This window comes from Streptomyces sp. NPDC049879, from assembly GCF_044461265.1.
GTDB lineage: Bacteria > Actinomycetota > Actinomycetes > Streptomycetales > Streptomycetaceae > Streptomyces.
On the sequence record NZ_JBITKT010000007.1, the window covers coordinates 225534 to 245628 of the forward strand.

The 20095-nt window shown below is 72.9% G+C and carries 15 protein-coding genes; 9 read left to right on the plus strand and 6 right to left on the minus strand.

The genetic code is table 11. The features are described 5' to 3' along the window. Positions 1-87: 87 nt before the first annotated feature. From ACIBPC_RS24145 to ACIBPC_RS24155, 3 genes are all read left to right on the plus strand, one after another. A complete protein-coding gene (locus ACIBPC_RS24145; RefSeq protein ID WP_398847469.1) occupies positions 88-4644 on the plus strand; it encodes a DUF6531 domain-containing protein in 4557 nt (1518 codons plus the stop codon). A 119-nt stretch (positions 4645-4763) separates the two neighbouring features. Next, positions 4764-5243: a hypothetical protein gene (locus ACIBPC_RS24150; RefSeq protein WP_398847471.1), complete on the plus strand. Its 480-nt coding sequence runs from the start codon at positions 4764-4766 to the stop codon at positions 5241-5243. A 79-nt stretch (positions 5244-5322) separates the two neighbouring features. Further along, on the plus strand, positions 5323-5670 hold the full coding sequence (locus tag ACIBPC_RS24155; RefSeq protein ID WP_398847472.1) for an ankyrin repeat domain-containing protein: 348 nt from the start codon (positions 5323-5325) through the stop codon (positions 5668-5670). Positions 5671-5767: 97 nt separating this feature from the next. On the opposite strand, the gene ACIBPC_RS24160 is transcribed toward ACIBPC_RS24155, so the two are convergent. Both ACIBPC_RS24160 and ACIBPC_RS24165 read right to left on the minus strand, forming a co-directional pair. Next, a complete protein-coding gene (locus tag ACIBPC_RS24160) occupies positions 5768-7348 on the minus strand; it encodes an AbgT family transporter (protein ID WP_362959662.1) in 1581 nt (526 codons plus the stop codon). A gap of 44 nt (positions 7349-7392) precedes the next feature. Next, positions 7393-8628: an amidohydrolase family protein gene (locus ACIBPC_RS24165; protein ID WP_362959665.1), complete on the minus strand. Its 1236-nt coding sequence runs from the start codon at positions 8626-8628 to the stop codon at positions 7393-7395. A gap of 93 nt (positions 8629-8721) precedes the next feature. Here ACIBPC_RS24165 and ACIBPC_RS24170 point away from each other — a divergent pair, with 93 nt between their 5' ends. Then, positions 8722-9804 carry an Lrp/AsnC family transcriptional regulator gene (locus tag ACIBPC_RS24170; protein WP_398847475.1) on the plus strand — a complete coding sequence of 361 codons (1083 nt, stop codon included), beginning with the start codon at positions 8722-8724 and terminating at the stop codon, positions 9802-9804. A gap of 24 nt (positions 9805-9828) precedes the next feature. On the opposite strand, the gene ACIBPC_RS24175 is transcribed toward ACIBPC_RS24170, so the two are convergent. The 4 genes from ACIBPC_RS24175 to zwf are packed head-to-tail and all read right to left on the minus strand — an operon-like array spanning position 9829 to position 14650. Continuing rightward, positions 9829-10431 carry a histidine phosphatase family protein gene (locus tag ACIBPC_RS24175; protein ID WP_362959671.1) on the minus strand — a complete coding sequence of 201 codons (603 nt, stop codon included), beginning with the start codon at positions 10429-10431 and terminating at the stop codon, positions 9829-9831. Beyond that, positions 10424-12073 carry a glucose-6-phosphate isomerase gene (pgi, locus tag ACIBPC_RS24180; protein WP_398847476.1) on the minus strand — a complete coding sequence of 550 codons (1650 nt, stop codon included), beginning with the start codon at positions 12071-12073 and terminating at the stop codon, positions 10424-10426. Before pgi ends, ACIBPC_RS24175 begins: the two co-directional genes overlap by 8 nt. Next, a complete protein-coding gene (gene opcA, locus ACIBPC_RS24185) occupies positions 12066-13115 on the minus strand; it encodes a glucose-6-phosphate dehydrogenase assembly protein OpcA (protein ID WP_398847478.1) in 1050 nt (349 codons plus the stop codon). The genes pgi and opcA overlap by 8 nt, the downstream gene beginning before the upstream one ends. Beyond that, positions 13112-14650, minus strand: coding sequence for a glucose-6-phosphate dehydrogenase (zwf, locus tag ACIBPC_RS24190; RefSeq protein WP_398847480.1), 1539 nt, complete (start codon positions 14648-14650; stop codon positions 13112-13114). Before zwf ends, opcA begins: the two co-directional genes overlap by 4 nt. Positions 14651-16096: 1446 nt before the next feature. Between zwf and ACIBPC_RS24195 the strand changes: the two genes are divergently transcribed. From ACIBPC_RS24195 to ACIBPC_RS24215, 5 genes are read left to right on the plus strand one after another with little or no spacing between them, the layout of a single operon-like run. After that, positions 16097-17449: an ATP-binding protein gene (locus ACIBPC_RS24195; RefSeq protein ID WP_398847482.1), complete on the plus strand. Its 1353-nt coding sequence runs from the start codon at positions 16097-16099 to the stop codon at positions 17447-17449. A 13-nt stretch (positions 17450-17462) separates the two neighbouring features. Further along, positions 17463-17876, plus strand: coding sequence for a roadblock/LC7 domain-containing protein (locus ACIBPC_RS24200; protein WP_362959684.1), 414 nt, complete (start codon positions 17463-17465; stop codon positions 17874-17876). Continuing rightward, the gene (locus tag ACIBPC_RS24205) at positions 17873-18238 is read left to right on the plus strand and encodes a DUF742 domain-containing protein (protein ID WP_362959687.1); all 366 of its coding nucleotides are present in this window, start codon (positions 17873-17875) and stop codon (positions 18236-18238) included. The genes ACIBPC_RS24200 and ACIBPC_RS24205 overlap by 4 nt, the downstream gene beginning before the upstream one ends. Further along, positions 18216-18812 (plus strand): ATP/GTP-binding protein, encoded by a 597-nt coding sequence (locus tag ACIBPC_RS24210; protein WP_362959689.1) that lies wholly within the window; start codon positions 18216-18218, stop codon positions 18810-18812. Before ACIBPC_RS24205 ends, ACIBPC_RS24210 begins: the two co-directional genes overlap by 23 nt. After that, positions 18809-20092 (plus strand): cytochrome P450, encoded by a 1284-nt coding sequence (locus tag ACIBPC_RS24215; RefSeq protein ID WP_398847485.1) that lies wholly within the window; start codon positions 18809-18811, stop codon positions 20090-20092. Before ACIBPC_RS24210 ends, ACIBPC_RS24215 begins: the two co-directional genes overlap by 4 nt. The last annotated feature ends 3 nt before the right edge of the window (positions 20093-20095 follow it).

Sequence of the window (20095 nt, forward strand, 5' to 3'; positions counted from 1 at the left end):
CTCTCCGGCGCGCCCCGATGTCCGGGCGCGGAGGATCTGGCGAGGGGGGCACGCATGGTCCGTCCGTCCGACTGGTCTCCGGTGGGGATGGATTCCGATCCGACGCCGGGTGATCCCGAGCAGGTCCGCGAGCTGGCGGACGAGTTGCAGACGTTCTCCGATGATGTGGCCGAGGCGCTGGGGAGGGTCCGGGGGCTCGCCTCTGATCGCGCGGTGCGGGACTGGGCGGGGTTGTCCGCCGAGGCGTTCCGCAACGAGTTCGACGGTGTCCCCGGCAACTTGGAGAAGCTGCGGGACTCCTACGACTTATGCGCGCAGGCGTTGCAGACGTACTGGCCGAAGCTCCAGACGGCACAGGGCCAGGCGGACCGCGCCTTGGACCGGGCCATCGCGGCGCAGGCCGATCTGACGGCAGCGCAGGGCTCGTTGGGCAGCGCGCAGGACTGGGTGGGCCGCGCCGGGGACGAGGCCGAGCGCCTTCAGCGGGAGGGCGAACGGGCGGGCGCGCCGCCGCCGGACGAGGCCGAGGTGCGTGCGGCCACCCGTGACCGCCAGGCCGCGGACGAGGCCCAGGAGGCGGCGCAGGCCCGCGTGGACACCGCGCAGGAGTCCCTGGACGCGGCCCGCGAACTCGCCCGCCAGGCCAAGGAGATGCGGGAAGAGGCCGCACGGCAGGCCGCACGCGACATCGACGAAGCGTCCGACGCCGGTATCCAGAACCGCAAGTGGTGGCAGAAGGCGGTCCACTGGGTCACGGAAAACTGGGACACGATAGTCGACATATGCAAGATCGTCGTCGCCGTCCTCGGCGTCGTCGTCATGATCATCGGCGGACCACTGGCCTGGGTCGTCCTCGCCGCAGCACTCGTCGTCCTCGCCGACACGTTGATCAAATACGCACGCGGCGAAGCAGGCCTCCTCGACGTCGCCTTCGCCGCGTTGGACTGCATTCCGGGGATGAAGGGGCTGACCACCCTCGGCGGCCTCGCCCGAGGCCTCCGCGGCGGCCTCACCGCCGCCCGCACCGGCCTCCGCGGCATGGCGCAGGGCGTACGCGGCCTCGCCACCCGGGGCCGCACCATGCTCGCCGACGGCATGGACGCCGCCTACAGCCGAATGCGCTCCCTGATCCCCAGCCGCGGCACGGACCCCGTGGACCTGGCCACAGGGCGGATGTACCTGCCGCAGACCGACATCGTGCTGCCGGGCACCCTCCCGTTCGCGTTCACCCGGCGCGTGGAGTCGGGCTACCGGGCGGGGGGCTGGTTCGGCCCCACATGGTCGTCCACCGTGGACCAGCGCCTCGAAGTGGACGACGAGGGCGTGGTCTTCGTCGCCGAGGACGGCATGCTCCTCGCCTTCCCCCACCCCGAGCCCGGCGCCGGTCCCGTCCGGCCGCTCACCGGGCCACGCCTCACGCTCTCGCGCGCCGAGGACGGCGGCTACCTGCTGTCCGGCGCCCCCGGAGCGCTGACCCGGTCCTTCGCCCCACCGGACACCGACGGCACAGCCCTGCTCCGGTCCATCGCCGACCGCAACGGCAACCGCGTCACCTTCGCCTACGGGCCCGATGGCGCGCCCACGGCCATCCACCACTCCGGCGGCTACCACATCACCCTCGCCACGCACGAGGGACGCATCACCGAACTGCGGCTCGCCGACCCCGCCGCCGACGGCCGGGAAACCCTCGTCAGACGGTACGGGTACAACACGGACGGCAACCTCACCGAGACCTTCAACTCCTCGGGACTGCCGCTCCGCCTCGCCTACGACGACCGCTTCCGCGTGACCCGCTGGACCGACACCAACGACCGCGGCTACACGTACACCTACGACGGCCAGGACCGCTGCACCGCCGAACGGGGCGACGGCGGACACATCGACATCGCCCTCGACTACGACGGCACCGACCCCCGGTGGCCGGGAGCCCGCGTCACCACGCTGACCACCGCCGCGGGCGAGGTCACCCGCTACGCGGTGGACGACCGGTTCCGGATCGTCGCCGAGGCGGACGCGTGCGGCGGGGAGACCCGTCACGCGTACGACACCGCCGACCGCCTGGCCGCGAGGACCGACGCCCTGGGCCAGGTGACGGCGTTCACGTACGACGCCGACGGCCGGCCCACCGCCGTGACCGGTCCCGACGGCACGACGACCGGGTTCGCGTACGGCGACCACGACCTGCCGGTGACCGTGACGGGCCCGGACGGAGCCGTGTGGCGCCGGGAGTTCGACGAGCGGGGCAACTGCACCGCCCTCACCGATCCCTCGGGCGCGACGACCCGCTGGACGTACGACCGGTCCGGCGCCGTCGCCTCGCGTACCGACCCGCTCGGCGCGACCGTCAGGACCGTCGCCGACCGGGCGGGACTGCCGGTGGAGGTCACCGACCCGCTGGGGCACCGTACGACGCGGGCGTACGACGCGTTCGGCAGGCCCACGCGGGTCACCGGCGCGGACGGCGCGACGACCCGGCTGTGGTGGACGGCCGAAGGGAAGATCGCCCGCCTCGTGGACCCGACGGGAGCAGAGCGGCGCTGGGAGTACGACGGCGAGGGCAACTGCGTCCGCCACACCGACCCGCAAGGCGGCGTCACCACCACGACGTTCACGCACTTCGACCTGCCGAGCACCAGGACCTGGCCCGACGGGGCACGGTACGCGTTCGACTACGACGCCTCGCTCCGGATGACCCGGGCGACCCGCCCCGACGGCCTCACCTGGGAGTACGCCTACGACGCGGCCGGACGGCTGGTCGAGGAGCGCGACTTCGACGGCCGCGCCGTCCGGTACGCCCACGACGCGGCCGGACGGCTGACGAGCAGGACCAACGCGGTGGGACAGGCGGTGCGCTTCCGCTACGACGCGGCGGGCCGCGTCGCCGCCAAGGAGACCGTGGAGGGCACCACGGCCTTCACCTACGACGCCGCCGGACGCACCCTCGCCCTCACCGGCCCCGACTGCACCGTCACCGTGGAACGCGACCGCGCGGGCCGCGTCGTCGCCGAGACGGTGGACGGCCGGACCACGCTCCTCGCCAGGGACGCCGCCGGACGCACCACCGCGAGGACCACGCCCAGCGGGGCGCACGCCACGTACACGTACGACGCGGCGGGCCGCCGGACCGGGCTGACCACGGCGGGCCACCGGATGGAGTTCGCCTACGACGCCGCCGGGCGGGAGACGGCCAGGAGCCTCGGCGACACGATGGCGCTGACCCTGAGCCGGGACCCCGCGGGCAGACTGCTCGAACAGACGCTGACCCTGCCGGACGGGCCGCTGCGCCGCGCGTACACCTACCGGCCGGACGGCCGCCCCGTCTCGGTGCGCGATCCCCTGCGCGGGGACGCCGCCCTGGACCTGGACGCCGGGGGCAGGGTCACCGGCGTCACGGCGGGCGACTGGCGTGAGGAGTACGCCTACGACGCGTCCGGCCACCAGACCTCGGGGCACTGGCCCGGGTCGAACGGCGCGCCCGGGACCCGGGGCGAACGCCGCCACGACGGCACACGGCTCGTGCGGGCCGGGAGCACCGTGTACACGTACGACGCGGCAGGCCGCCTGGTGGCCCGCCGCCGCAGCAGGCTGTCGAAGAAGGCCGAGACCTGGCGTTACCGCTGGGACGCCGAGGACCGGCTGACGTCGCTGACGACACCGGACGGCACGGTCTGGCGCTACCGGTACGACCCCCTGGGGCGCCGGACGGCAAAGGAGCGCCTGGACAGCGGCGGGGACGTCGTCGAACGCACGGTGTTCGCGTGGGACGGCTACAACGTGGCCGAGGAGACCGTCGTCACGCCGTCCCTGCCGCATCCGGTGACGACCACCTGGGACCACGCCGGGCCGCTGCCGGTCGCGCAGACGGAGCGCATCACCGACGCGACGGCACAGGAGGACATCGACACCCGGTTCTTCGCGATCGTCACGGACCTGACCGGCATGCCCACCGAACTGGTGGGGACGGACGGGCAGGTGGCGTGGCGTACGCGCAGCACCGTGTGGGGGCTGACGGCCTGGCCGTCCGACGCCACGGCGTACACCCCGCTGCGGTTCCCCGGTCAGTACCACGACCCCGAGAGCGGCCTGCACTACAACGTGCGGCGGTACTACGACCCCGCCACCGCCCGCTACCTCACCCCCGATCCACTGGGCCTCGCGCCGTCACCCAACCCGGTGACATACGTGGCGAACCCATGGACGCAGTGGGACCCCCTCGGCCTCTCCCCCTACCCGGGCGGGCGGCTGGTCCAGAACAGGGACCCGGACCAGCTCGCGTTCGAGCTGATGATGCCCGGCATGCACGGCGTGTCCCGGCTGACGGCGGGGACACCCGAGTTCACCGCGGCCGTACAGGGCGGAGGGCGCTTCCTGTGGGCCGTGGACGCGGACGACGCGCTGCACATCATCCCCGCCGTGGCGGACGACATCAAGCACACGACGTTGACCGACGGTGGCCCGGTGTACGGAGCCGGTCAGGTGGCGATTGCGGAGGGCGGACGGATCAATCAGATCGACAACGGAACCGGTCACTACACGCCAGGAAGCGACCATGCGGAGAACTTCCTGCGGCAGGGTGTAGCGGCCTTCGAAGCTGCGGGACATTTCGTCCCTCTTCGCAGCATGGTTGACTTCGGTGGTATCTAGGCGCTGTGACGCATTTCAGGGAGTGTTACGAGGCGTTGCGCGGTCTTCCGCGGGGGAATGTGGCTGCCCGCGTGCGGGAGTGGTTCCCGGAGGGGGTGCCGGTTCAGTGGTGGTGGGGTGTGCTGGAGGTGGCGACGTCGCAGGTCCACCCGCTGCGTGGCCTGCCGTCGCAGGATCGGACGGACGGTTTCACGCTGGGCGCCGCGTTCGTGACGGTGGTGCGCGGTGACGACGAGGCGAGCCGGGTCAGGGCGGGCCGCTGGGCACTGCGGTTCGCCGACCTCGCCGCCCGCCCGGGGCCGGAGGACGTGACCGTGCCCGAGGAGCTGACGCCCGACGGCGCCGTACGGCTCGCCCTCGACTCACTGCCCTGGCCACCGGAAGGAGCGCTACGGGAGAAGACACGCTGGGACGCGGAGGCGGAGGAAGACGGAACGCACACCCCCGGCGAAACGGTGTCCCCCAGATCACCGACCGCCTACAGCGAACTCCCCTGGATGCTGGCCAACCTGCAACCGGTCCTGCCCCACGTCTCCGACCCGGAACTCAGGGCACGCGGCGAAGTATGGCTCCACGACGTCCTCCCCCGGCTCAGCTGACGAACCGGCACATCACAGGACCGAGTGGTGATGAGATCATCGACCAGTTGAGAAACGTCACCCGTAGTCAGGGCATTCGATGGAAGCCGATCACCTCCCCCGGCGGCTCGTGCGGAGTCCCGCCAATGAGGCCGTCGAGAAACATGACCTGCGGGCCCTGCGGGCGGCGCTCGACGCGGGGGCGGATGTCGAGGAGGCGCAGTTCGGCATCCCGCTGCTCGTGCACGCGGTGGACGTCGAGAGCGACGGCGCCACGCAGCGCCGGACCCCCGTCCATGTCGATATGACGGCACTGCTCCTCGCGCGCGGCGCCGACCCCACCCGCAGGGCCACGGAGGGCCCGCGCATGTCCGCGGAAGAACTCGCCGAACTCACCGGCCACTGGCTGGCGGTCGAGCTTTTCAGGGCATGGCGCCGGGAGCGGTAGGCGACGTGACCTGCGCGCTGCCCCGGACGACCAACGGCCCACGGGCCCGGCGGATGTCCGCCGGGCCCGTGGGGTGTCGGGTGTGTCGGGGTGTGGGCTACGGCATGTGGATGTCCGCGCCGGGGCCGAGGGGGAGGTCGAAGCCGTAGAAGATGCCGAGCACGGCCAGCCAGGCGATCAGGAACGGCACGACGAAGATCGACAGCCGGGACAGCAGTGTCCCCAGCTGGGCCGAGGGTTCGTAGCGGCGCAGCAGCGCAAGGGTGAGGAAGAGGTACGGGTTCATCGGCGTGATCATCTGCGTGGCCGAGTCGCCGATGCGGAACGCGGCCTGGGTCAGCGCCGGTTCCATGCCGAGCAGCATGAACGTCGGCACGAACACCGGGGCCATCAGCGACCACAGGGCCGAGCCCGAGGTGATGAACAGGTTCAGCAGCGTGACCAGGAGGACGAACAGGACGATGCCGGTGAAGCCGGTGAGGCCGATGTCCTCCAGCAGGGCCGCCGCCTTGACGGCGAGGAGCGTGCCGACGTTCGACCAGTTGAAGACCGCGATCACCTGGGCGATGGCGAAGATCAGGACGATGTACGACGACATGCTGGTGACCGACTCGGCCATCAGCTTCGGCACGTCCTCCGCCTTGGTGAGGGTGCGCACGGTGAGGCCGTACACGATGCCGCTCAGCAGGAAGGCCACGAAGAGGATCGGCACGATGCCGGACATCACCGGGGACTGGACGAGCGCGCCGCCCTCGCCGCGCAGCGGGCTGCCGGGGATCAGCCAGCCGACGAGGACGATCGCCGCGTAGACCGCCAGCGCGATGCCGGTGACGGCCAGGCCGCGCTTCTGGATCGCGGTGACCTCGGTGGTGACACCGTCGGAGGCCAGCTCGGCGGCCTCGTCGTCGGGCTGGGGCAGCCGGGGCTCCAGGACGCGGTCGATCAGGAAGCCGCCCAGGGCGCCGAGGACGGCGCTGGCGGCGGCGGTGAAGAAGTAGTTGACGAGGATGTGGGTCGGGGCGCCCTCGCCGATGGGGAGGACGGCGGTGGCCTGCTCGGTGATGCCGACGTACAGGGCGTCGAGCGAGCCGACGATGAAGCCCGCCGCGTAACCGGCGCAGGTGCAGGCGAAGCCGCCGATGAGGCCCGCGACCGGGTTGCGCCCGGCGCTGCGGAACGCCAGGGCGGCGAGCGGCGGGATGACGAGGATCGATATGTCGCTCATCACGTGGCCCTGGCAGGCCACGAACGCGACCACGTACGGCAGCCAGCGCGCCGGGGCGCGGGCGATGGTCGCCCGCACCACGGTCTCCAGCAGGCCCGTCCGCTCGGCGACGCCGACGGCCATCATCATCAGCATCACGGTGCCGAGCGACGGGAAACCGGTGAAGTTGGGGATCAGGTTCTCCAGCAGCCACTGGAGGCCCTCACCGGTGAACAGCCCCTTGACCTCCAGCACCTCGTCGCTGCCCGGCACCGCCACGTCCGCGTCGATCGCGGCGAGGACGGACGAGACGGCGCCGAGCAGGACGAAGAGTCCGCAGAAGAGGAAGAACGGGTGCGGCAGCCGGTTGCCCGCGCGCTCGATACCGCCGAGGACGCGGTCGAGGAGCCGGGAGCCACCGCCGGGGCCGGAGCCGGGGCCCGTGCCCGGGGACCGGGCGAGCGATTCCTGCATGATGCGCGTTGTACCTTTCGTGAGCGCGGCGGGGCGCGCGTGTATCAGTGCCCGGGGGCCGGGGACGTGTGGACGACGCCCTGCTGGACGACGTGCCGGATGCGCCCGGGGGCGGCGAGGACGGAGATGTCGGCGAGCGGGTCGCCGTCGCACACCACCAGGTCGGCGGCCTTGCCCGCCTGGAGGGTGCCGATCCGGTCGGCGAGGCCGAGGAGCTCGGCGCCGGTCCTTGTGCCGGCGACGATGGCGTCCATGGGGGACATGCCGAGGGACACGAGGTGGGTCAGCTCGCGCAGGTTCCTGGCATGGGGGCAGACGCCGGAGTCGGTGCCGAGGGCGATCTTGAGGCCGCGCTCGATGGCGCGGGAGATGTTGATCTTGGTCCGCTCGGACCAGCGGATCTTCTTCTCGTAGTGGTACGGCTCCATGCGGGACTTGTCGATGCCCTCCAGGGTGGTGGAGAGCGTCGGCACGATGAAGACGCCGCGTTCGGCGGCGAGGTCGCACGCCTCGTCGTCGATGCCGTAGGCGTGCTCGACGCTGGTGACGCCGCCGCGCAGGGCGTTCATGATGCCCGCGAGGCCCTGGGCGTGCGCGGCGACGGGACGGCCGCCGTGGCGCGAGACCTCGTCCACGACGGTGCGGATCTCGTCCTCGCTCAGGCCCTCGTCGTCGGGCTGGTCGTGGGGGCTGCCCATGCCGCCGGTGGCGCAGAGCTTGATGACGTCGGCGCCCTCGCGCAGCAGCCGCCGGACGGCGATGCGGGTCTGGTCCACCGTGTCGACGATCTCGCCCATGCCGGAGCTGGTGTCGTAGCCGTCCGGGGTGGTGAAGTCCGCGTGGCCGCCGGTGTGGCCCATGATGCGGACGGCGGTGTGCAGGCGCGGGCCCTGGATGAGGCCCTCGGCCACGGCGGTGCGGAACCCGGCGGGGGTGCCGCCGAGGTCGCGGGCGGTGGTGACGCCCGCGTACAGCGTCTCGCGCATGCGCTGCGCGGTGCGCAGGGTGGCGACGGTCGGGTCCATCGCGAAGCGCTGGCCGATTTCCGACGGTGCGGCGACGGAGAAGTGGACGTGGCAGTCGATGAAGCCGGGGAGCACGGTCTGGCCGGCCACGTCGATGACCTGCGCGCCTTCGGGGCGCGGCGGCGCTCCGGCGGCCGGGCCCACATAGGTCAGGTCGCCGTTCCCGTCGGTGTGCAGCTCGCCGTCGGTGACCGGGGCGGCGCCGGTTCCGTCGATGATGCGGGCTCCGGTGAACGTCAGAGGTGTGGTCGGCACTGCTGTCCCTCCTGGGGCGGGTAAGACGGCAAATATCGTCTGTTCATACTATGAAGAGGCTGTTACAGCGCAGGAATCGTTCCGGAGGACGCCATGACCGCAGGAATCGGTCACCCCTTGGAGACGCAGGGATCGGCCGGAGGCGACGGTCCGGTGCGCCTCGACGAGCTGGATCTGGCCATCGTGCACGCCCTCCAGATCCAGCCACGCGCGCCCTGGACGCTCGTCGGCTCCGTGCTGGAGATCGACCCCGTCACGGCCGCCCGCCGCTGGGCCAGGCTGTGCGACACGGGCGCCGCCTGGGTGGACGGCTACCTGTCACCCGCCCAGGAGGACATGACCTGGGCGCAGCTGGAGATCGCGGTCAACGGCGCGCGGCTGACGGACGTGGTGCGCACGCTGTGCGAGGACGCCGGGATACTCAGCCTCAAGCAGACCTCGGGCAGCCGGGACCTCGTCGCGCTGGTGCAGGCCGTGGACGTGGACACGCTGGCGGAGTACGTGAGCGAGCGGGTGTGCCGGGTGCCCGGCGTGCACGGCGCGCGCGTGCATGTGATCACCGCCACACCGTTCGAGGGCAGCCAGTGGCGCCTGCGGTCGCTGAACGCGGCGCAGCGCGAGCAGCTGCGGCTGGCGGCGGAGCCGCGGCCCGCGCCGGGGACGCCCGTACCGGCGGAGCCGCTGCGGCCGGTGGAGCGGCGCATCGCGGTGGCGCTGGGGACGGACGGCCGGATGCCGCTCGCGGCGCTGGCCAGGGAGGTGGACGCGAGCGTCGCGACGACGCGGCGCGCCCTGGGGCGGCTGCTCGCCAGCGGGCGTCTCGCGCTGCGCTGCAACCTGGCCAGGCCGCTGACGGGCTGGCCGGTGTCCGCGATGTACTTCGCGTCCGTGCCGGCCGAGCACCTGGACGCGACCGCCGCGGCGCTGCGGACCCTGCCCGAGCTGCGGCTGTGCACCATGACGGCCGGGCCGCACAACCTGTTCCTCGACGTGTGGCTGCGGACGCTGCACGACGTGCACGCGCTGGAGGCGCACATCTCGCGCGAGCTGGGGCCGCTGCGGCTGCGGGTCGTCGAGCGCTCGGTGATCCTGCGGACGTTCAAGCACGTGGGCCGCATCCTCGACCGGCACGGGCACAGCGTCCGCAGCGTGCCGATCAACACATGGACGAACTGACGCGGCGGGCGCGGGCGGGGCGGGTCAGCCGACGGCGGTCGCGTTCCAGGCCGTGACGACGGGCCTGCCGTGTTCGAGCCCGAGGCGGCTGACCGTGCCCGTGTCGAGGAAGAACAGGCTGCCGCCGCCGACCGGCAGCCCGAGGCGGCGCGCGGTCAGCACGCGCAGGAAGTGCGCGTGCGAGACGAGGACCACGTCGTCGGCGTCCGGGTCGGCCAGCAGGGGCGCGACGCGGTCGAGGACGCGGTCGGCGCGGGCGCCGACCTGCTCGGGCGTCTCGCCGGGATGCCCGTCGGGGCCCGGCGGCACGCCGTCGGTCCACAGGTCCCAGGAGGGGCGGTCGCGGTGGATGTCGACGGTCGTGACGCCCTCGTACGCGCCGTAGTCCCACTCGTGGAGGTCCTCGACGTGCTCCGGGTCGCGCAGCCCGGCCAGCTCGGCCGTGCGCAGGGCGCGGCCGAGCGGGCTGACGAGGACGGCCGCGACCGGCCGCCCGGCGAGGAGCGGCGCGACGGCGCGCGCCTGCTCCTCGCCGTGGGGGGTGAGCGGGAGGTCGGTCCAGCTGGTGTGCCGGTGCGTGGCGCTCCACTCGGTCTCGCCGTGCCGGACCAGGATCAGCTCACCCACGGCCGCGGAGCTTCCGGTAGGCGGCGACGAGGGCGGTGGTGGACGGGTCGAGCCCGGGGACGTCGGCGCCCTCGGTCAGCGCGGGCTCCACGCGCTTGGCGAGGACCTTGCCCAGCTCCACGCCCCACTGGTCGAACGAGTCGATGTCCCACACCGCGCCCTGCACGAACACCTTGTGCTCGTACAAAGCGATCAGCTGCCCGAGGACGGACGGGGTGAGGCGGGGCGCGAGGATCGTCGTGGTCGGCCTGTTGCCGGGGAACGTGCGGTGCGGCACCTGCGCGTCAGGGACGCCCTCGGCCCGTACCTCGTCGGCGGTCTTGCCGAAGGCGAGGGCCTGGCCCTGCGCGAAAAGGTTGGCCATCAGCAGGTCGTGCTGGGCGGCCAGGGCGGGTTCGAGTCCGGGCACGGGCTCGGCGAAGCCGATCAGGTCGGCGGGGATGACCTTGGTGCCCTGGTGCAGCAGCTGGTAGTACGCGTGCTGCCCGTTCGTCCCCGGGGTTCCCCAGACCACGGGCCCGGTCTGCCAGTCCACCGGCTCGCCCGCGCGGGTGACGGACTTGCCGTTCGACTCCATGTCCAGCTGCTGCAGGTACGCCGTGAACCGCGACAGGTAATGGCTGTACGGCAGCACCGCGTGCGACTGCGCCCCGAAGAACGCCCCGTACCAGACACCGAGCAGGCCGAGGAGGAGCGGAACGTTCTGCTCCGGCGGGGCGGTCCTGAAGTGCTCGTCCACGGTGTGGAAACCGTCGAGCATCTCCCGGAAGCGGTCGGGACCGATCGCGATCATCAGCGACAGGCCGATCGCCGAGTCGTACGAGTACCGCCCGCCGACCCAGTCCCAGAACTCGAACATGTTCACCGGGTCGATGCCGAAGTCGGCGACCTTCTCCGCGTTCGTGGACAGCGCCACGAAGTGGAGGGCGACCGCCTCCTGGCCCGCGCCCAGGCCGTCGAGCAGCCACTGCCTGGCCGACGTCGCGTTGGTGATCGTCTCGATCGTCGTGAACGTCTTCGAGGCGACGATGAACAGCGTCTCCGCCGGATCGAGGTCGCGCAGCGCCTCGTGCAGGTCGGCGCCGTCCACGTTCGACACGAACCGCACGTCGATCCGGCGGTCCGCGTACGGGCGCAGCGCCTCGTAGGCCATCGCCGGGCCCAGGTCGGAGCCGCCGATGCCGATGTTCACGACATGCCGGATGCGGCGGCCGGTCGCGCCCGCCCACTGGCCGTCCCGCACGGCGTCGGCGAAGCCCGCCATCCGGTCCAGCACCTCGTGGACGCGCGGGACGACGTTCTCCCCGTCCACCTCCACCACCGCGTCACGCGGCGCGCGCAGCGCCGTGTGCAGCACCGCGCGCCCCTCCGTGACGTTGATCCTCTCGCCCCGGAACATCGCGTCCCGCAGCCCCGCCACGTCCCGGGCGGCGGCCAGGTCGAGCAGCAGCCGCACCGTCTCGTCGGTCACGAGCTGCTTCGACCAGTCCACCCGCAGGTCGCCGACGCGGGTGGTGAACCGGTCCGCCCTGCCGGGGTCGGCGTCGAACAGGTCGCGCAGCCGCGTGCCCGCCGTCTGCTCGCGGTGCTTCGCCAGGGCGGTCCACTCGGGCAGCCGGGTCAGGCGCGTCGGGTCAGGCATCGGAGGTCTCCCGCGGGTCGTGCGTGTGCTCGTCATCGGTGAGCTGCGTGTCCGTGTGCTGCGTGTCCGTGCCCTCGATCCTGCGCCCTCCGGCCGCGTCCCGCGACCCGCCGCCGTCCCGCGCGGGCGGCGGGGTGACGCGCGCGGCGAGCGCGGCGGCGTACGCCTCGTCCGGGTCGAGACGGCGCAGCTCCTCGGCGATCAGCTCGGACGTGCCGCGCACCTTGAGCGCGAGGGTGCGCGTCGGCTGGCCCGGGATGGACAGGCGCGCCACGGGGCCGTCCGGGCGGTCGATGCGTATCTCGCCGTCCTCGGTCCGCAGCCTGGCGGCCGTCACGACGGGGCCGCCGGTGACGATCCGCTCGACGGGGACGCGCAGCCGGTCGGAGAACCAGCGGGCGAGCAGTTCGGCGCTCGGGTTGTCCGCCTCGCTCTCGACGGTGGCCGAGGTCACGACCGCGCCGCCCTCGTCGAGCGCCGCCGCGAGCATCGAGCGCCAGGGCGTGAGGCGCGTCCACGCCAGGTCGGTGTCGCCCGGCGCGTAGGCGGCGGCGCGGGCGTCGAGCTGGGCCAGCGGGTCCTCGACGGCGTACGCGTCGGTGATCCTGCGCTGCGCGAGGGCGCCGAGCGGGTCGCGGGAGGGCACCTCGGGCGCGTCCACCGGCCACCAGACGACGACGGGCGCGTCCGGCAGGAGCAGCGGCAGGACGACGGAGTCGGCGTGGTCGGCCAGCTCGCCGTGCAGCCGCAGCAGGACGGTCTCGCCGTTCCCGGCCGCCCCGCCGGCGCGTACGTCGGCGTCGAGGCGCGACTCGGTGCGGCGCGCGCTCCTGCCGGGCCTGCGGATGACGACGAGGATGCGCGACGGGTGCTCGGTGGAGGCGTCGCGGGCGGCCTTCAGGGAGTCGTGGGCGTTCTCCTCGTCGGTGACGATGACGAGGGTCAGCACCATGCCGACGGCGGGGCTGCCCGCGGCGCGGCGCGCGGCGACCAGCGCCGCGTTGATCTTGGCTGAGGTGGTGCCGGTCAGTTCGGTGCTCATGGCCGCCGCCAGGTCCTTCCGTCTCGTGCGAGCATCTCGTCGGCCTCGTCCGGGCCCCACGTTCCGGCGGGGTAGGGGGCGGGCCTGCCGTGCGTGTCCCAGAACTCCTCGACCGGGTCGAGGATGCGCCAGGACTCCTCCACCTCCTGGTGGCGGGGGAAGAGGTTGGCGTCGCCGAGGAGGACGTCGAGGAGCAGGCGTTCGTACGCCTCGGGGCTGGACTCGGTGAAGGACTCGCCGTAGGCGAAGTCCATCGTGACGTCCCGGATCTCCATCTGGGTGCCCGGGACCTTGGAGCCGAAGCGTACGGTGACGCCCTCGTCCGGCTGGACGCGGATCACCAGCGCGTTGTGCCCCAGCTCCTGCGTCTCCGTCGCGTCGAACGGCGAGTACGGCGCCCGCTGGAAGACGACGGCGATCTCGGTGACGCGCCGCCCGAGCCGTTTGCCCGTGCGCAGGTAGAACGGCACCCCGGCCCAGCGCCGGTTGTCGATCTCCAGCTTCACCGCCGCGTAGGTGTCGGTGCGCGACTGCGGGTCGATGCCCTCCTCCTCCAGGTAGCCGCCGACCTTCTCGCCGCCCTGCCACCCGGCCGTGTACTGGCCGCGCACGGTGTGCCGTTCGAGGTCGTCGGGGAGCTTCACGGCCTTGAGGACCTTGAGCTTCTCGGCCATCAGCGCGTCGGCGTCGAAGTCGGCCGGCTCCTCCATGGCGGTGAGGGCGAGGAGCTGGAGGAGGTGGTTCTGGATGACGTCGCGGGCCGAGCCGATGCCGTCGTAGTAGCCCGCGCGGCCGCCGATGCCGATGTCCTCGGCCATCGTGATCTGCACATGGTCCACATAACCGCGGTTCCAGATCGGCTCGAAGAGGGTGTTGGCGAAGCGGAGCGCCAGGATGTTCTGGACGGTCTCCTTGCCGAGGTAGTGGTCGATGCGGAAGACCTCGCGCGGCGGGAAGACCTCGTGCACCACCGCGTTCAGCTCCTCGGCGGTGGCGAGGTCGCGGCCGAACGGCTTCTCGATCACCGCGCGCCGCCACGACCCGGCGGGCGCGTCCGCGAGCCCGTGCCGCTTGAGCTGCCTGACCACCTGCGGGAAGAACTTCGGCGGCACCGACAGGTAGAACGCGAAGTTGCCGCCCGTGCCGCGCGCGGTGTCCAGCTCGGCGATCGTCTCGCCGAGCCGCTTGAACGCCTCGTCGTCGTCGAACTGGCCGGGTATGAAGCGCATCCCCTCCGCGAGCTGCTGCCAGACCTCCTCGCGGAACGGCGTCCTGGCGTGCTCGCGGACCGCGTCGTGCACGACCTGTGCGAAGTCCTCGTCCTCCCAGTCGCGGCGGGCGAAGCCGACGAGGGAGAAGCCCGGCGGGAGCAGGCCGCGGTTGGCCAGGTCGTACACGGCGGGCATCAGCTTCTTGCGCGACAGGTCGCCGGTGACGCCGAAGATCACCAGCCCTGACGGGCCCGCGATGCGCGGCAGCCTGCGGTCGTTGGCGGTGTCGCGCAGCGGGTTGGTCCAGGTGTCGGAGTCCGTCATGGGTCAGCCCTCCCGGGCGGCGGTGCGCCGCCCCTGTGGGTGCTCGGCGGAGGCGAACGGGTCCTGTGGCGCCCGGGTCGCCCGCGCGGCGCGGCGGCCTGGTGGTGCGGTACGGGACATCGGGTCTCCTGCTGATCTTGTCGTCGGGATGTTCAATGCTCAGCGTGCCCCGGGCATTCCCGGCCAAGCGGCGGAGGGGGCACACGGCGCCCACCCCGGCATCTGCGCGGCGGTGGCGGGGCGTGTGCGGGGCGAGGGGCGGCCGGGGCGGGGCGGGGATTCCGGGGGGACCCGCGAGGAAGGGAGCGCTCCCATGTGCCGGGCGGCGGAGTTCCGCTGTAGGGAAATGGTGCGCCCGCCCGGGAGGTTATGCGAGAGCGCTTCCACAGGTGCGAGGATAATCCGCCCATTGCCCGCACGTACAACCGAGGTGTCCGCCGTCACTTTTCCGGCCGCGCGGCACCGCTCCCCCGGCGCGGTAAAACGGGCGCGCGGCGGCGCGGACCCCCGGCGCGGGAACATCGGCATTCGCGAACGCGGAAATGGAAAGCGCCCTTTGCGCGCGCCCCGGAGCCCTCGCTCCCGGGAAAAGGACCGGCCGTTCCCGCCGGTGACGACGCCCACGTCTTCGCAGGCCGACCGGCGTCCCGCCCGTCCGGACGGCAATCGCGCGGCGCTCTCCCGACTTCACCGCGCGGCGGCCACGGCGCCGTTCACGGTCCCGCCGTGACGCGGACACGGGCGCGTATGCGGCGGCCCATCGGGACGTAAGGCGACGCCACTATACAAATCGCAAAGTGCGGCTTGCCAATCCGCTTGTGCCACAAGCATAGTTGGGCCACTCGACGCACGCCGTCCGGACGCGTTCCCGCCGTCTTCCGGACCAGGAAGGACCGAGATGCCCGCCCGTTCCCCCGAGTTACGTCCCCGCATACGGGAACACCGCAGGGACGGCGGGACTTCGCCGCACGCGCACCCGTCCCGGTACCGGTTGACCCCGGCAACCGGCGGACGGCGCACCGGAGTCGGGAAGGCGGCGGGCGCCGGGCGGCGGGCCGCGTTCACCTGGTGGACCGCGCTCGCGCGGCCCGGCGGGACCCGTACCCTGTTCCGCGTGATCACCGCACGGACGTACAGCGACGCAGGTGACGCCCCGTATGGCGCACGGCGGAACAGCCTCGTAAGCCTGTCACTTGACGGGCCGTCCGGTGAGGCGCCGCGTCCGGCGTCATGCGGCGCCGCGCGGCCCGGCGGGATCGCCCAGCGCACGGCCCGCACGCCATGGGCGGGGCGGGGCAGGCGACTTCACACGTGATACATGTGGCGTGATGTCTGACGCACCATCACCGAGCCACCGGGGACGCACTTCCGCCGCCGCCCGTACGGCGTGCCTCCCGTCCCCCTCTCCGACGATCAGCCCCCGTTCCGAACGCCCTTGAGGACCCGATGACTCCCGTGATACAGGACGCGCTGGTGTGGGCGCCGACCGGCGGCATGCTCGCCGCCGGCGCGCTCGCACTGCACTACCGCAAGAAGGCGGCCCAGTACCGCACCCGCGCCGGGGTGCTCCAGGACCAGGCCGCCGAGGCGGGACTGCGGGCGGCCGAGGCCGAGCGCGGGATCGCCGTCCGGGACGAGGAGGCGCAGTACCTCGCCGAGACCCGGCTGCCCGACCTGGTGTACGCGCTCCAGTTCGGTCCCGTCGGCGCCGACGGGACCGCCGCTACGGCGGGCGGCCTCAGGCACCGGCGGCTCGCCGACACCGTCACCGGCAAGGCCTACCTCTCGGTCCTGGAGCAGGTGGGCGCGGTCGCGGAGCGGGCGTCCGAGCACGCCGAGGGCGCCGCCCGTTCCGCCGTGCAGGCGGTGACGCGCTCCGTCCAGGCGCTGGTCTACGAGCAGCAGTCGGCGATCACCCACCTGCTGGACACGCAGCACGACGAGAAGTTCCTCGAACTCATCCAGCCGATCGACCACGCCGCCAGCCAGCTGGCCAGGCGCCTGCAGATCCTCGGGGTCCTCACCGGCATGTGGCCGGGGCGCCAGCGCGACGACGCGCCGCTGCTGGAGACGGTGCGCGGCGGCGTCTCCCGGATCAGGGACTACCACCGCGTGCGGGTCCCGAAGGAGTCGGCGCACTACGTGGCCGGGCGCTATGTCGAGCCCATCGTCCTGGCGGTGGCCGAGCTGCTGGACAACGCGGCGCGGCACAGCGCGCCGAGCACGCCGGTGGAGGTCAGCTTCCTGGAGGCGCACCACGGCATCAGCATCGAGATCCACGACGCCGGTCCCGGGCTGCGGGCGGAGGCGCGCGACGAGGCCGGGCGGCGGCTGTCGGGCGAGGAGCCGATCCGCCTCACCGAGCTGCGCACCCCGCCGAGCTTCGGCCACCTCGGCGTCGGCGCGCTCGCCGCGCAGTACGGCTTCCGCGCCTCGGTGGACGAGGAGCACTCGGTGCACGGCGGTGTCAGGGCGGTGCTGCACATCCCGCGCGCGCTCCTCGCCGCCCCGCCCGGCGAGTCGGACACGGCGCGGACCCGGGCCCAGGGCACGGCGGCCGGCCAGGACCCGGCCCCGGCGCCCCGTACGGACGCGGACCCCGCGCCCGAGGAGGCCGCGGACGACGCGGCGTCCCCGGAGTACGCGGTGGGCGAGGACGGCCTGCCCCTGCGCCGCCGCGCCTCCGGCGCCCGGCAGGGCCGGTCCCGGCAGACGGCGGAACCCCCCTCCCCCGAGGCCGGTCAGGCACTGGCCGCCTTCGTCCGCGGCACCGAGGCCGCACGCAACACGACTGACTGAGGAGACGACAAACGTGAACAGCCCTGCCTCACCGGACCTGAGCTGGATCCTCGACGAGCTGGTGTCGGCACCGGGGGCCCGGCACGCGGTGCTGCTGTCGGCCGACGGACTGGCGACGGCGATGTCCGAGGGCGTCGACCGCGACATGGCGGACCGCGTCTCCGCGATCGCCTCCGGCATGCAGTCCCTCAGCCGCAGCGGCGCGGCGTTCGTCAGCGGCGGCGAGACGCCGTGGCAGCAGACGATGGTCAGCTACAAGGACGGCTTCCTCTTCGTCATCGCGGCGGCCGAGGGCTCGTTCCTGGTGGCCTCGGCGGGCTCGGGCGTGGACGTCGGCGCCTTCTCGTACCAGATGGCGAAGACGGTGGAGCGCCTCGGGGACGAGCTGGCGGTCGCGCCGCGGCGCCCGCGGTCCGAGACCGCATGACGCCGCCGGAACGGCGGAGCGGCGACCGGCTGGTGCGGACCTATGTGGTCACGTCCGGCCGGGCGCGCGCCAGCCGCAACCACTTCGACCACATCACGCTGGTCGCCCTGTCCACGTCCGCCGTCCACCTCAGCCGCGGCCAGCTGAACCCGGAGCACCACGTCATCCTCGACCGGCTGGCGAGCAGTGCCCAGTCGGTCGCGGAGCTGAGCGCGTTATTGCGCCAGCCCGTGAGCGTGCTGCGCATCCTGCTGGCCGACCTCATGGAGTCAGGACACATCACCACGCGGCAGCCCATCGACGCTGCCGACCCGACCCGCTCGCTGCTGGAGGAAGTCCTTGCCGGCCTTCGGAACCTCTGACCCCTCGCCGACGCTCCGGGGGGACGAGCGCACCGCGAAGATCCTGATCGCCGGGCACTTCGGCGCCGGGAAGACGACACTCGTCAACGTCCTGTCGCAGATCGAACCCGTCAGCACCGAGGAGGTGATGACGAGCGCCGCCGCCGGGGTGGACCGCACGAGCCTGCCGGACAAGACGACCACGACCGTGGCGATGGACTTCGGGCGCCTGCACCTGAGCGACCAGCTCGTCCTCTACCTGTTCGGCGCCCCGGGGCAGCCGCGTTTCTTCCCGGTCCTGGAGGACCTCTCCGTCGGCGCGCTGGGCGCGCTGGTCCTGGTGGACACGCGGCGGCTGGCCGAGACGTACCCGATCCTCCAGCTCGTCGAGGACCTGCGCCTGCCCTACACGGTCGCCATCAACGCGTTCGACGGCGCGCCCGTCATCCCGGACGAGCGGCTGCGCGAGGTCATGGACCTCGACGAGCGCACGCCGCTCGTGTGGTGCGACGCGCGGGACAGGACCAGTTCCCGCGACGCGCTGATCTCCCTCGTCAGCCACCTGCTCACCCTCACGCCGGAAGCCGTCCGATGACCACACACCACGAGTCCGTCCCCACCCGGTGCCCCGTCGCGCACGAGGACGCCGAGGCGCCCGCGGGCCCGATACCCATCCACGGCGAGGCCTTCACCGCCGACCCGCACGCCACGTACCGGCGGCTGCGGGCGCAGGGGCCGATCGTGCCGGTGGAGATCTCCCCCGGCGTGTACGGGCTCCTGGCCGTCACGTACCGGGCCGCCCTCCACCTGCTGCGCAACACCCCGGTGCGCTTCGCGAAGGACCCGCGGCACTGGGAGGCCCTGCGGCTCGGCCAGGTGCCCGCCGACAGTCCGGCGCGGGCGATGATGCAGCCGCGTGACAACGCGCTGTGGAAGGACGGCGAGGAGCACGCGCGGCTGCGCAAGGCGATCACCCACAGCCTGGGCCGCGTGGACACGCACGCGCTCGTGGCCACGGTCACCCGGATCGCCGACCAGCTGATCGACGGGTTCGCCGCGGCGGGGAAGGCGGACCTCGTCGCCCAGTACACGGACCCGCTGCCGATGCTGACCGTCATCGACATGTTCGGCTGCTCGCAGGAGCTGGGCGGGCGCATCGTCAGCGCCGTCACGCGGCTGTTCGACGGCGCGGACGCGGCGCGGGCCAACGCCGAGCTGGAGGCGGCCTGCCTGGAGCTGACGCACCTCAAGCGGCGGCGGCCCGGCCGTGACGTCACCTCGCACCTCATCGCGGCGGGGCTGACCGACCCCGAGCTGATCCAGACGATCCTGCTGGTCATCGGCGCCGCCGCGCCGCCCACCAGCAACCACATCGGCAACGGGCTGCGGCGCGTGCTGACCGACCCGAGCTTCGCGGGCAGCGTCCACGACGGTGTGCGGCCGGTCGCGGACGCGCTCGACGAGGTGCTGTGGGACAACCCGCCGGTCCCCAACTACTCGCCGCTCTACGCGCTCGGACCGCAGAGCTTCGAGGGGGTCGAGCTGCCGCCCGGCGTCCCGATCCTCGTGTCCTTCGCCGCCGCCAACGGCGACCCGGCGCTGGCCGTCGCGAACCCGGCGGCACGCGCGGGGAACCGCGGCCACCTCGCGTTCTCCGCCGGTGCCCACGCGTGCCCGGCGCCCGACCTCGCCCGCATCATCGCCGAGACCGCCCTGGAGCGCGCCCTCGACCGCCTCCCCGGTCTCGACCTCGCCGTGCCGGAGAGCGCACTGGAGAACCGGCCCGGGACGTTCCTGGCCGGACTCACCGCGCTGCCCGTCCGTTTCCAGCCCGACAACCGACTCATCCAGGACAGAACCGCTTCGCACAGATAGGTG